The sequence below is a fragment of the Ferrimonas futtsuensis DSM 18154 genome (assembly GCF_000422645.1).
In the GTDB taxonomy this organism is placed as follows: Bacteria; Pseudomonadota; Gammaproteobacteria; order Enterobacterales; family Shewanellaceae; genus Ferrimonas; species Ferrimonas futtsuensis.
Genome location: NZ_AUGL01000006.1, coordinates 127,114 through 140,422, shown reverse-complemented (window position 1 = coordinate 140,422; position 13,309 = coordinate 127,114). Strand labels below are relative to the sequence as shown.

Here is a 13,309-nt window from a genome sequence, read left to right as displayed (position 1 = left end):
AGCAAGCTCCTAATGGCAATAAGAAGCCACTTATGCAATGACCAAAAAAAACCGGGGTGATAGGATGAAAAAACTTGAAGAAAAGTTGATGAAGCCAATGCAACCCAGCGACCTGCTAGACCGCTATAAAGCCTGTGCGGGCGTGGATTCTGACTATAAAGTTCACAAACTTCTAAATGTCACACAGCCAGCCGTGAGCGATTGGAGAAAGAACAAAACATTCCCTAGAGAAAGTCTATGTTTAGAAATGGCCGAAACTATCGGCGTAGACCCCACATTGCTGATTCTGTGGGGCCACATTTTCAGGGCAAAAGACCACAATATCAGGAACATATATTACGGCCTGATCAACTTGATGCCCCACGAAAGCAAGATAGACAAGATCACCCGCGACACCATGAAACGTGCAGAAGTACTGCGCAACCTTTAAAGCATATCGCGCCTTTCTAATATAGTCATACCCCCTTTTAAATCAACCAGTTAACCTAGGTGCGCACACTTAACAATCTATACATTGTGCGCATATATGTATGGATGGCTCAGGCACCGGGGCTGTGGCACGCCCCAATGCCGATAAATGGCGTTATCGGCTTTACCGGGCCAAGGTGTCCATGGGTTTGCGCGCCGCGGTTTCGTGGCGTTCAACCCGGCTGGTATGCAGATAACGGCTGGTGGTGTCGATGCTGTCGTGGCGTGCGTCCGCCTGCACGTGGGACAACGGCCTGCCGTGCAGGTTGATGTCGTGACTGATGCCGGTATGACGCAGACTGTGACTGGAGAGCGCCCGCATCTCGGCGGCATCCTGACTCAGCCCGTCGGTGTCGGCCAACTCAGCCGCCTCGGCAATCACCGCGTCGATGATCTCCCTCAGCTGTCGTATCCCCAGATTAGCCTGACGAACCCCGGCATCCCGGCCGCGGCCCGAGGCCTTGTGCCGAATCAGCAGCGGCGTCTGCTCATCCGGCCCAGGCAGTTCGCTGAGGCCGAGAAAACCGCGATACCGCTTCACCGATGCCAGCAACTGATCCGACACCGCCACGGTACCGGATTTGCCCGATTTGCTCATGGGCACGAAAAATCCCCAGACACCGGTCTTCCTGTCCCGGCGAAACTGACCCATCACCGGCGTGTATCCGGGCCTGGCCGCCACCTCTGAGATGCGCAGATAGCAGCTGTACATCAGGTGAATCAGAAAGCGCGTGCGCTCGTGCGTCTCTGGCTCCGCTTCGGCCATTCGGTCGCAACACTCCATCACATAGGACCACTGCAGTTCGCTGAAGGCTTTGAGCTGCTCATCGTCTTCACCGGCCCGATGATGTTGCTGGCTCAGTTTGTAACGGCCGGCCCGCAATAAGATGGCCGCCGGATTCCTATCCAGGAAATCCACGTCGATAAGATAGCTGAAAAACGCCGACAACAATGCCAGCTTGGTGCGTATCGCCGAATGCGACAGTTGATACCCCAAGGGCTCGCCATCCTTGAGTTTACCCAGGAATGGTTTCCACTTTTCGTTGGGAACCCGAGCGCCGCAGGACTCCCTGAACTGAGGCAAGTTACAGAAGCCAATCTGCTCCATAGGCGGCTGACGACAATACTCCAGGTAACGTGACAACACCTGCCTGTCGACCTGACCGATGGAGCGTTGTTCTATCTGCCACAACCAATGCAGGAAGATGGTCAGTTCACTGCGGTGACTCTTGAAGTTGTTCTCTATGCTGCGCTGCTCCAGCAGCCAGTCATAACAATGCTCATAGGTGAGTCCGGCGTCTTCGAGGCCGCCCTGGATCAACTGCGCCAGGTACTGATTCACGCTGTCATTGGGGTGCTCGAACCGGCTCAGGGTATCGAACAGCGGCATCGCCTTGGGTGTCATATTTTCGCGCTTCGCCAACAAACTGTATATATATACAGTAACACGTTCCAAAGGTACTGCAAGGTCCTCAGTTTTGGTTAACAGTTATGGTATAGTCGCCCCTTTTCACCCTAGGAGATCGGCCACTTGGTCAATCGGCAACATTATCGGCTCAGTGCAGTTCAACTGGCCATTCAGTTCGGCTCAGACGCCGGCTTTCATCCGCAGCCCGATGCCCCCCTTCTGCTTGGTCAGGAGCGGGTCGTCAGCAGTTGGCAGGCGTTGTGTCAGCGCAGTGACCAGCATCTGTATCTGGCCACCCTGCCCGGCCTGGATCCTCTGGCGCTGGTTGATCAGCTTAACCACGGCGATGAACGGCCAACCAAGCTGGTGGATCGGATCCTCAGCCGCGCCGCACTCTATGGCGACCGCACCAAACCTGGTCTGCTCGGCTTCGACGGCTTACTGCTGTTGCCGGTGGAGTTCCTGCTTGAACGTCCCGTCAACTGGTGGCCACTTCGGCAGGCTTTGGCCCGGGGCTATTTCCTGGATGAACAGAACCAGCGCCACCAGGTGCGCTGCCAACTGGTGCTCATCGGATCCAATGGGGATTACGACAACCTGTGTGGCTTTGACCAGGACTTCGGCGACCTGATTGGCCTCTACGGCGAATGCCAGCCAGAACTGGACATCAGTGTTGACGGTGCCCTGCCCCGTTGGCTCAGCGCCGTGGCCACCCTGTGCGGCGAGCTGTGCGGCCGTCCCCTGTCACTGGAAGCCGCTCAGAGGCTGGCCAGTCATGCCAGTCGTCTGGTGGAGCACCAGGGCAAACTGAGCCTGAGCTGGGCCGAGATGACCCGATTGCTGAAGCGTCTGGATGCCTCCGGTCACGCCGAGGTCAGCGCGCAGGAGATTGAGCAGGCCCTGGTGGTGCAAACCCAGATGCACAATGCCATAGAGGAAAGCTCTCACGAGTCCATTCTCGAAGAGATGGTGCTGGTGCAAACCCAGGGCGAGAGGGTCGGTCAGGTGAATGGATTGACCGTCGTCGATTACTGCGGCCACAGTTACGGCGAACCGGCGCGCATCACCACCACGGTGCATTATGGTGACGGTGAGGTGGCCGACGTTGAACGCAAATCCGATCTTGGCGGCAACATTCACGCCAAGGGGATGATGATCCTCTCCGCTTGTCTCTATCGACTCTTTGGCCGGGATGCGCCGCTGCACCTTAATGCCAACATCGTGTTTGAGCAGTCTTACCAGACCATCGACGGTGACAGTGCCTCCCTGGCGGAATACTGCGCGCTGATCTCTGCCATTACCGACGCGCCCATTGCTCAGAACCTGGCGCTGACCGGCGCAGTGGATCAATTTGGCAATGTCCAGGCCATCGGCGGCATCAATCAGAAGGTGGAGGGCTTTTTCCGAGTCTGTGACAGCCGTGGCCTTACTGGAGACCAGGGGGTGATCCTGCCTACGGCTAACGCGCGTCAGCTGAATCTCTCTAAAGAAGTGATTCAAGCGGTGCAGCAGGGTCGCTTCCACCTCTATCAGGTCGATAAGGTGGAGCAGGCACTGGAGTTGGTGTCGGATATCCCGCTGGCAGAGGCTGACGACCAGGGTCGCTACCCTGAAAACAGCCTGTATGGCAAGGTTCAACAACGGCTTGAACAACTGGTCGGCTCAGAGGATGACCACCCAACTCTGTGGGACAGATTAAAAAATCGGCTCGGAATCAGCTGATCGGAGTTGTTCAGAGAACAGGTGTTCGCTAATCTGTCGGCATCTTAATCAGAGGATGTCCAGCTATGCAAGCTACCGCCGAGCTGCCCGTAGAGCGGGTAGACCAATTTAGCAAAGAACAACTTGTCGCCAGTGGCCACGGCCAACTCTTTGGAAACGACTCTCCCCGTCTGCCCAAAGACAACATACTGATGCTCGACCGCATTGTGCGCATCAGCGACACCGGCGGTAAGCACGGCAAAGGTGAGCTGATCGCTGAACTGGACATCAATCCAGACCTGTGGTTCTTCGACTGCCACTTCGAGTCCGACCCAGTAATGCCTGGCTGTCTGGGCCTGGATGCCATGTGGCAGCTGGTGGGCTTCTTCCTGGCGTGGCAAGGCGCCAAGGGTAAGGGTCGTGCACTGGGTGTGGGTGAGGTGAAATTCACCGGCCAGATCCTGCCGACCTCCAAGAAGGTGACCTACCACATTCACCTGAAGCGCACCATCAACCGCAAGCTGATCATGGGCATGGCCGACGCCGACCTGATGGTCGACGGCCGCCTGATCTACCAGGCCACCGATCTGAAAGTGGGCGTGTTCCAGGACACCAGCACTTTCTAAGCGCACCGACATACAGAAAAGGGAGCCTTCAGGCTCCCTTTTTCGTTGTCTCGGACACTAGCCCAGCAGCGCTTCAATGTCCTTGCGGATCAGCTCCGGTTTGTAGGTGGGCGCATAGCGCTTCACCACCCTGCCCTGCCTGTCGATGAGGAACTTGGTGAAGTTCCACTTGATGCCGTCCCCGAGCAGCCCTCCCTTCTCCCGCTTCAGCCACTGGTAGATGGGGTGCGCGCCACGGCCATTGACCTCCACCTTGGCAAACAGCGGGAAGCTGATGTTGAAGGTGAGATCGCAGAACTGGCGGATCTCCTCATCGGAGCCGGACTCCTGCTTACCAAACTGGTTGCAAGGGAACGCCAACACGGTGAACCCGCGGTCGCCGTACTGCTGCTGCAGTTTTTCCAGCCCTTCGTATTGGGGCGTGAAGCCACAGTTGCTGGCGGTATTCACCACCAGCACCACGGTATCCCGGTAGGTTTCCATGCTGATGCTTTGGTGGCGGTTGGATTGGGCGGAAAAGTCGTAGAATTGCTGATCGTTCATCATTCTCTCCCTGAGTGAACTCTGAGCCAAGCATCACACGGGAGCACTGGAATTGACAAGTGATAAAGAAAAAAGCCTCCGATTCTGGAGGCTTAAGATGGATTACTTGTTAAAGAGTCCCGTCACTCGATTATCGATGGCATCTCGCCAGCCGCCTAACCACCGCATCTTCGCATCTAGGGACTGATAGGGGCACTGTTCCTTAGAGCGCCCTGACAAACCGGCCTGAAATCCTCTTGATTCTGCTCGTTCCAAACGATCCCGCTTCTGTCTCTTCATTTAACACTCATCCTTCTTTCTTAGGCTTTACAGGTTGAGGAAGCTTGCGCTTCAATCTCCACTATTGGCGATTTTGCCGCCTCGTTCAACCCCTAAAAAAGACAAAACCATGACAGTCAGATTAAGCTACTGAGAACAAACGCACTATTTTATACAAAAAAAGGGGAGCCTCTGCTCCCCTTCTCTCAGTTTATGGTTATTTGCGTCGTCGCCACCAGGCAAGAGGCAGCAGCGCAAACAGTCCGGCCAGTGACCAGGAAGCGCCGGAGCGTTCGTTTGGCTCAGGGTCGATGGAGGTGTCCAGCGGAATCGTACAGCTGGAGACACCGGAGTTAGCCCTGAGGACAATGGGCCGTGGCAACTGGTCGGTGATCGGCTTACCGAAACCGTCGGTTTCAATCACCACCTTGGTGACGGTTTCACCGGTATTGGGGTCGGTCACCTCTTCGGTCACCACCTTGCCGTCCTCCACTTTCACCCGAGGCAGACGCACCAGAGCGGTACCGACGATGTCGCCATTCTCATTGATGCTGTTGGCCTCAACCACGGTGAAGTCCACCTCGTAGGTGATCGGCTGGGCAAAGGTGGTGTCGTCGGTCACTGTGTATTTGGACCAGCGGTTGCCCTCGCCATCGACGGTGGAACCATCCTCATCGGCCACGTAACCGCGAGACTCACAGGTCAGCAGGCTGTTGACGTTGACGAAGTTGTTGGTGTCGCCATTCTGATCCGCGGTGTAATCGTAGATAAAGCCGTTGCGGCGACGCAGTACGCCGGTCTGAATGTCGATCTCGATGTTACCCACCACCAGGCCGGCATCGTTGATGTCACGGGCCAGGGAGGAGAACTCGGTCTCGGAGTTGGGGTTGAAGTCTCTTGGCTCGGTGAAGGTTTCATCACCGGAGTTCACGTCATACACCCAGAACTTGGTACGGACGTAGCCACCGATGTAGCGCTGCACCGAACCTGTAACGATGTTGTTGTTGTTGATGGCGACGGCCGTGGAGCCACGCAGACCGTCTTTCTTCAAATCAGTCGGGCTGATGATGGTACCGTCTGCTTTCCAGATCTGGGCCCACTCATAGCTCATCAGATTGTTGTCTTTGTTTCGCTGGTTGGACTCACCCACCGCCACGCCGTCGTTATTGATGGCCAGGCCCTGGGCAGTATAGGTGTTGTTGTCGCTGTCACTCGGCGTGAACGGCAACTCCAGGGTACGCAACAAAGTCGCGGAATTGGCCGCACTGTCATACTGCCACACCGAGCCCCGGCGCTGGTAGGAGATGCTGCCGTTGTTCTTGGCCGCCTGGACACACACAGACAGAGGAGTGTCGATGTCGCTGTCCGCTTCGCGATCCCAGCAGGTGTCCAGAGCGCTCTTGCCACCATTGCTGATGTCGGTACTGGCGTAACCCACGATCTGATCGGTGTCGTTGATGCCCGCAGCGGCAGAGAAACCACCGATGTCCAGGGGAGTCGCGTTGGACTTGTCGGACTCATAGGTGGTGTAAGGAGGCAGAATCAGCAGTTCGTTTCCGCCGTTCTGCACAATGGCACGAGATTCGAAGCTGCGCACGTAGAAAAAGGGATCGTCGTCGTCCTCTGCTGGGCTGGGATCGTCGATCTTCTCCTGAGGACCGGTGACAGCGCCCACACGAATGTCGGCGTTGCTCTTGATGCCAAAGTACCAGGCGTCTGTGGTGGCGTCGGCATCCAGGTTGGGAGCCAACTGACCGTCCAGCGGGGCGTGGTTGGCTTTCCAGGCGTCCGCTTCATCCAGATCGAAGGGGAAGTTGTTCCCCTGGAAGGGGCGGCTGGTGTTGGGGGTAAGGGCATCGACGGTCCCGTACACCACGTCTTCCACTTCGCCGACCACGTTGCTGTTGTCGTCATCGGTGGCGGTATTGTTAATGCCCTGGGCGATGCCCACAACCACACCCTGTTCATTGATCTGACCGGCATAGCCGTTACGGGTCTCCGCAAGCTGGCTGTTGGCCAGGGAGAACGCATCACTCAGGTTGGTGATCTCATAAGCGGGCCACTGTCGCTCTGCCGCCTGGGTCCCCCAGGCGGTCACCAGCGCTACGGCCAGGGTGGTTTTCTTATAGTTAAACGTCTTAAGGCTCATTGTTTCCCCTTAGCCTGAACTTTTCATGGTTTCCAGCTCTTCCCATCGGCTGAAACACCACTCCAATTCCTGTTCATCCTCGGCCAGCTTGGCCAGAATCTTATTTGTGTCATTCGAGTCCTGGTCAAAAAAACCAGGATCAGCAATCTGTTGCTGCGTCGCTTCGATGGCCTCTTCGAGGGCCTCCATCTTAGCAGGAAGCGCATCAAGTTCACGTTGTAATTTGTAGGAGAGCTTCTTCGCCTTGGGGGCGTCAGCCTTTTTCTCCTTCTCCACCTTTTCGGCGGCAGGTTTCGGCTCGACGTCCTCCGGCAGCTCGCTGAAGAAACGCGCCCCCAATCTCTGAGCGTCGCTGTAGCCACCGACATACTCGTGCCACTGGCCATTGCCCCCGAACCACCAGGTGCTGGTCACCGTATTGTCGATGAATTCCCTATCGTGAGAAACCAGCAGCAGTGTGCCAGAGTACTCGGCCAGCTTGGCCTCGAGCAGTTCAAGGGTTTCGACATCAAGATCGTTAGTGGGTTCATCCATAACCAGCAAATTTGCGGGCTTGAGGAAGAGTTTGGCGAGAAGCAGTCGATTCTTCTCGCCACCCGAGAGGGAGCGCACCGGGCTGCGTGCCCGGGCGGGGGCAAACAGGAAGTCCTGCAGATAGCCCAGCACATGACGATCCCGGCCATTGATGCTGACCGTCTGCTTGCCATCGGCGACGTTATCCTGAACGGATCTGTCGAGGTCCAGATCGCTACGATGCTGGTCGAAGTAGGCCACCTCCAGCTTGGTGCCTTGCTTTACCTCGCCCTGTTGTGGCGCGAGCTTGCCCAGGAGCAGCTTGATCAGGGTGGACTTGCCACAGCCGTTGGGACCGATCAGCGCAATGCGATCGCCCCGGGTCACCAGGCGGTCCATGGGAGAGACGATGGTCTTCTCCTCCCAGGCAAACCCCAGACCCTTGATGTCAAACACCAGTTTTCCGGAGAGCGTGCCCTCCTCCATCTTCATGTTGGCGTTGCCCTGACGGCCAATACGCTCGGCACGTTCCTGGCGCATCGCCTTGAGGGCTCGAACCCGGCCTTCGTTACGGGTTCGTCTGGCCTTGATCCCCTGACGGATCCAGGTCTCCTCCAGGGCCAGCTTGCGGTCAAACTCCGCCGCCTGCTCCTCTTCCACCCGCAGCAGCTCCTCCTTGGAAACCAGGTAACGCTCGTAGTCTCCAGGGAAGCTGTTGAGCTGGCCTCGGTCCAGGTCCACAATCCGGGTCGCCACCCGGCGAATGAATCCACGGTCGTGGGAAACAAACACGATGCTGCCATCGAAGCCCTTGAGCAACTCCTCCAGCCACTCGATGGCATCGATGTCCAGGTGGTTGGTGGGCTCATCCAACAGCAACACATCGGGACGACGCACCAGGGCTCGGGCCAGGGCGGCGCGGCGCTGCCAGCCACCACTGAGATCCGACATGGGCACATCACCATTGAGGTTAAGCCGGCTCAGCGTCTGCTCAATTTGCTGCTCGGCACTCCAGGCGCCCTTCTGCTCCATCTCCTCCTGGATGCGGTGCAGCCTGGCCAGGTTCGCCTCGCTGGGGTCCTCGGCCACTTTCTGGCTCGTGCTCTGATACCGTTCCAGCAACTCCCCGACCTCAGCCAGGCCGAGGGCCACATAATGGTATACGCTGCCCTGCTGAGTTCTTGGTGGGTCCTGTGGCAGATAGGCGATCTTGATTCCACTGTCGCTGGTGATGGTGCCATCGTCCAGCTCCTGCAAACCGGCCAGAACCTTAAGCAGGCTGGACTTGCCGGCGCCATTACGACCGACCAGACACACGCGCTCTCGGTTTTCCAGCACAAATTCGGCGTGGTCCAACATGGGGATATGGCCAAAGGCGAGCTGGCCGTCGTTGATGCGTATCAGGCTCATGAATCTTCCAAAAATCGTTCGAGTTCGGCCAGCTCAAAGGGCCAGCCCAGTTCCGCGCCATCACTGCGCCGAATCACGGGAATGCGGACGCCGTAGCGCTCGACCAGTTCCGGCGAATCCACGATGTCCACCCAGGTAAACCGCTGACCCAGCCGGGTCAGCAGTGCGGCGGCCTGTTCACACAGGTGACAGCCGTCGGTGTGGTAGAGAACCGGTTCAGACATGGCTGACCAGCCAGGCGTTGTGGATCTGCTTGTTGCGGGCAAAATCCTCGGACAGGGTCTGGTCGCTGATGTTTTTGGCACTCAGGCCCAACTCCGCCATCCCCTCCAGGTCCATCTTGAAGTTGCGCTTGTTGTTGGAGAACAAGATGGTGCCGCCCGGGCGCAGGAGACGCTTTAGGTTGCGCATCAGCACCAGGTGGTCCCGCTGCACATCGAAGCTGGCCTGCATCCTCTTGGAGTTGGAGAAGGTCGGCGGATCGATAAAGATGAAGTCGTACTGCTGATTGCAGCGCTCCAGCCACTGCAGGCAGTCCGCCTGGACAAACTGGTGCTGACGCCCCTTGAGGCCGTTCAGCTCGAAGTTGTCCTCGGCCCAGCCCAGGTAGGTATTGGACATGTCTACCGTGGTGGTGGACTTGGCGCCGCCCAGGGCGGCATGCACCGACGCACTGCCGGTGTAAGCAAACAGATTGAGGAAGGACTTGCCCTTGCTGTTTTGCTGAATCATCTGCCTGGCCAGGCGATGATCCAGAAACAGACCGGTATCCAGATACTCGGTGAGGTTCACCTTGAACTTGGCGCCATACTCGTTGGCCACCAGGTCTACGGAGCGGGTATTGCGCTTCTCGTACTGGTTCTTGCCCTTCTGACGCTGGCGCGTTTTGAGGATGATCCGCGCCGGGTCCACCTCCAGCACCATGGGGATCTGCCCCATGACGTCCACCAGGCGGGCCTTGGCTTTGGCTTCGTCGACACTCTTGGGCGGCGCGTACTCCTGCACCACGATCCAATCCTGGTAACGGTCCACCGCGACGTTGTAATCGGGCAGGTCCGCATCGTAGAGACGATAGCAGTCGATATCCTGTTTCTTCAGCCAGCGTTTGCGCAGCTTGAGGTTCTTACGCAGGCGATTGGCAAACTCCTCCCCACCCAGCGGGGCCGGTGCCGCCTTGGCCAGCTCCTCTTCCGAGCGCCCCTTGATGGCGTAGTTGCACAGTTTCACCTCCAGGTTGGAGTTAAACAGGCGGTACTCTTTGTCCGCGCGCATACGCAGGGCGTTGAACAGCATCTCCTCGGAGCAGAGCAGGCTCAGCCGCCAGTCGCCCCAGTGGCGCTTGAAGCTCTGACCCAGTTCGCTGTAGAGGCCGATGAGCCCGGACAGGTTGCCCAGACGCTCGCCATAGGGCGGGTTGGTGACCACAAAACCGGGCTGATCGCCGATGGGGCGTGCCTCCAGGGCGTCACCCTGTTCAAATTCGATGAGGTGGCGCACCCCGGCGCGCTTGGCGTTGTGCTTGGCCAGGGTCAACACCTGACCGTCCAGATCGCGGCCAGCCAGCGGCGTTGTGCACGCGTTGAGGCCGCGGTTGGCACGCAGCGACGCTTCGGCGTGCATCTGCTGCCACAGGGCCTCGTCGTGGCCCAGCCAGGCGTGGAAACCCCAGTGCTCTCGCAGCAGGCCCGGCGCCTTATCGGCGGCCATCATCGCCGCTTCAATCAGCAGAGTGCCGGAACCACAGAAGGGGTCCACCAGGGGAAGCGAGGTGTCTTTGGCCCAGCCGGAGCGAATCAGCATGGCGGCCGCCAGGTTCTCCCGCAGGGGCGCCTGCCCGCGTTCGGTGCGATAGCCGCGCTGGTGCAGTGGCGCGCCGGCGAAGTTCAGACCCAGGCTGAGTTTGTTGCCTTTGAGTACGGCGTCGATGCGAATCTCGGGATCCTTCTTGGTGATCCCGGGACGCTGACCGCACTCCTCCATGAAGCAGTCCACTACGGCGTCCTTCACCTTGAGGGCACCGAACTGGCTGTTGCGGATCTCCCGGTTGGTACCGTGGAAGTCCACCATAAAGCCGCGCAGGCTGTTAAACAGAGACGGCCAGTGAATGTCCTTGACCTGGTAGTAGAGATCGTCGGCGTCCTCGAACTCCAGTTCGTTGATCACCATGACCACCCGGCTGCCCAGGCGGGACCAGAGGCAGATACGGTAAGCAGTCGTCAGATCCGCCTGGAAATGGACTACGGCCAGGCCTTCTCGGACCTCCTGGGCCCCCAATTCTTTCAGCTCATCCACCAAGAGGTACTCAAGCCCCTTGGGAACGGCGGCGTAAAAACGCTTCATGCTATTCCGGCAGTTGATATTAAAGGGAGTAGTATACCCTTAAGTGCCGTTGAGAGCTGACCGAAATGGCCTAAAGCTGATGGAAATACCACCAATCAGGCGGCGGTGAAGGCCTGACTGAGAGCCTTGGGGGCGGGTGCCAGGCGATCGTTCATCACCTTGATGGCATCGAAAGGCGCCATTTTCTTGTTGCCACCCAGTTCCAGAGTTTCGGAGATCAGCATCAGCAATGAGCTGCGCTCCTCCGCCTGGACCACCACAAACAGGCCTGGGCCCTGCTCGGTGTATAGGCGGCACACTTTGGCGGCCTTGCTGTAGACAATGCTCTGGCTGTGGTTGAAGTACCAGCTCTTGGGCATTCTTGGCAGGGCGAAGAAACTCAGGGCGGTGGCATTGAGTGCAATCTGCACCAACTGAGGTTCAGCCAGGTTCAGCTGTTTGCTCAGCTCCTGCAGGCAGCGGGTGTAGAACTCAGCGTGCTCGGCACAGAATGGCATGCCATGGAGAGCGTCGGGAATTAACTGCCCCGCGTCATAGGGAGTAAGGAATACCATTTCATCTCCGAGGTCGAGAGCCAACCTGGAGTGTTGCGGTTCGAAGAACCAACGCCAATTTGATGTGGGCATAAGCAACATGAGAGGCATCCTTTCTTTATGGATGAATTTTATACTAATCCATCTATTCAGGAATGAGCAAGAAATAAAACAAATTATTTTACGGATCTTATTATTAAAAGAAAAGATCAAAAGGTGGGATCTTATGGATCCCCGATCGTTTTTTGATCTAATAAATAAAAAAGGCCACCTTAGGTGGCCTGATCATTATTTGTTCGATCCTTATTTTCTCTTAAGAAAATCTTCGGTGATCGACTTAATCAATTCTGGACCTTCGTATATAAATCCAGTGTAAATTTGAACAATTTTGGCACCCGCGTCGATCTTATCCATCGCATCCTGGCCGCTGCCGATGCCACCTACCCCAATGATTGGCATAGCACCATCGAGGTATTCCGCAGTTTTGGCAATGACTTCAGTGGCACGTTGGGTCAAAGGTGCACCGGACAATCCACCGGTCTCGACATGTTCAGGCAGGTGTTTCACCGCGTCTCTGTCCAAGGTGGTATTGGTGGCGATAACCCCATCAAACTTAAATTTGATCAGCGCATCGCATATCTGCTTGAGTTCTTCATCACTGAGGTCAGGAGCAATTTTTAGCGCAATAGGCACATAGCGACCATATTGCTTAGCCAGTGCTTCCTGCCTCTCTTTCAGTGAGCCAAGCAAATCATCCAGCATGGCACCATATTGTAATGAGCGCAGACCAGGGGTGTTGGGTGACGAAATATTCACCGCAATGTAATCGGCGACTTCATAGACTTTATCCATACAGAAGAGGTAATCGTTCTTCCCCTCTTCCAGTGGCGTGGTCTTATTCTTTCCGATATTCACACCAATAATGGCGTCGCCCCGGTTGCTGTTTTTAATGTTTTTGACCAGGTTGTCGACGCCGAGGTTATTAAAGCCCATACGGTTGATGATCGCCTTAGCCGGACGCAGACGGAAAGCGCGGGGCTTGTCGTTGCCAGGTTGCGGACGTGGGGTCACCGTCCCCACCTCGATGTGGCCAAAGCCCATGGCAACGAAGGCATCGATGCTTTCACCATCTTTGTCCATGCCGGCAGCCAGACCCACCGGATTGGGAAAGGTCAGGCCCATGCACTCTACCGGGGCTGCAGGCAGCTTCTGACTGTAGAACATCGCCAGCGGCGTGCCGGCGGTGCATCGCAGGGAAGTGATTGCAAAGTTATGGGCGAATTCCGGATTGGTCTGGAACAAGAACTTTTGTGCAATCTTATAGAACAATGTGTTTTCTCCTACCGAAAAAAAGCCCCGG

12 protein-coding genes are annotated in these 13,309 nt (G+C 57.0%); 3 read left to right on the top strand and 9 right to left on the bottom strand.

Features of this window, described 5'->3' with window-relative positions; genetic code table 11:
* The first annotated feature begins 64 nt into the window (after positions 1 to 64).
* Complete coding sequence (locus G505_RS0104310; protein WP_157509020.1) at positions 65 to 430, top strand: hypothetical protein; 366 nt, start codon at positions 65 to 67, stop codon at positions 428 to 430.
* A 162-nt stretch (positions 431 to 592) separates the two neighbouring features.
* On the opposite strand, the gene G505_RS0104305 is transcribed toward G505_RS0104310, so the two are convergent.
* Positions 593 to 1,873: a tyrosine-type recombinase/integrase gene (locus G505_RS0104305; RefSeq protein ID WP_211219933.1), complete on the bottom strand. Its 1,281-nt coding sequence runs from the start codon at positions 1,871 to 1,873 to the stop codon at positions 593 to 595.
* A gap of 126 nt (positions 1,874 to 1,999) precedes the next feature.
* On the opposite strand from G505_RS0104305, the gene G505_RS20550 reads away from it, so the two are divergent.
* Together G505_RS20550 and fabA are read left to right on the top strand one after the other, a co-directional pair.
* Positions 2,000 to 3,598 (top strand): S16 family serine protease, encoded by a 1,599-nt coding sequence (locus G505_RS20550; RefSeq protein WP_051215882.1) that lies wholly within the window; start codon positions 2,000 to 2,002, stop codon positions 3,596 to 3,598.
* Positions 3,599 to 3,663: 65 nt separating this feature from the next.
* The gene (gene fabA / locus G505_RS0104295; protein WP_035385073.1) at positions 3,664 to 4,203 is read left to right on the top strand and encodes a bifunctional 3-hydroxydecanoyl-ACP dehydratase/trans-2-decenoyl-ACP isomerase; all 540 of its coding nucleotides are present in this window, start codon (positions 3,664 to 3,666) and stop codon (positions 4,201 to 4,203) included.
* 57 nt (positions 4,204 to 4,260) lie between these two features.
* Here the strand turns inward: fabA and G505_RS0104290 are convergent, their stop codons facing one another.
* The 8 genes from G505_RS0104290 to pyrD form a co-directional block, all read right to left on the bottom strand.
* A complete protein-coding gene (locus G505_RS0104290; RefSeq protein ID WP_028108458.1) occupies positions 4,261 to 4,746 on the bottom strand; it encodes a glutathione peroxidase in 486 nt (161 codons plus the stop codon).
* Between the two features lie 102 nt (positions 4,747 to 4,848).
* The gene (rmf, locus tag G505_RS22660; protein WP_084643812.1) at positions 4,849 to 5,025 is read right to left on the bottom strand and encodes a ribosome modulation factor; all 177 of its coding nucleotides are present in this window, start codon (positions 5,023 to 5,025) and stop codon (positions 4,849 to 4,851) included.
* Between the two features lie 196 nt (positions 5,026 to 5,221).
* A complete protein-coding gene (locus G505_RS0104285; RefSeq protein WP_028108457.1) occupies positions 5,222 to 7,153 on the bottom strand; it encodes a DUF3466 family protein in 1,932 nt (643 codons plus the stop codon).
* Between the two features lie 9 nt (positions 7,154 to 7,162).
* The gene (gene uup, locus G505_RS0104280; RefSeq protein ID WP_028108456.1) at positions 7,163 to 9,076 is read right to left on the bottom strand and encodes an ATP-binding cassette ATPase Uup; all 1,914 of its coding nucleotides are present in this window, start codon (positions 9,074 to 9,076) and stop codon (positions 7,163 to 7,165) included.
* The gene (locus G505_RS0104275) at positions 9,073 to 9,300 is read right to left on the bottom strand and encodes a glutaredoxin family protein (protein ID WP_028108455.1); all 228 of its coding nucleotides are present in this window, start codon (positions 9,298 to 9,300) and stop codon (positions 9,073 to 9,075) included. The genes uup and G505_RS0104275 overlap by 4 nt, the downstream gene beginning before the upstream one ends.
* A complete protein-coding gene (gene rlmKL, locus G505_RS0104270; protein WP_028108454.1) occupies positions 9,293 to 11,416 on the bottom strand; it encodes a bifunctional 23S rRNA (guanine(2069)-N(7))-methyltransferase RlmK/23S rRNA (guanine(2445)-N(2))-methyltransferase RlmL in 2,124 nt (707 codons plus the stop codon). Before rlmKL ends, G505_RS0104275 begins: the two co-directional genes overlap by 8 nt.
* Positions 11,417 to 11,511: 95 nt before the next feature.
* On the bottom strand, positions 11,512 to 12,042 hold the full coding sequence (locus tag G505_RS0104265; RefSeq protein ID WP_245568330.1) for a cell division protein ZapC: 531 nt from the start codon (positions 12,040 to 12,042) through the stop codon (positions 11,512 to 11,514).
* Positions 12,043 to 12,252: 210 nt separating this feature from the next.
* A complete protein-coding gene (gene pyrD / locus G505_RS0104260; protein ID WP_028108452.1) occupies positions 12,253 to 13,278 on the bottom strand; it encodes a quinone-dependent dihydroorotate dehydrogenase in 1,026 nt (341 codons plus the stop codon).
* Positions 13,279 to 13,309: the final 31 nt, after the last annotated feature.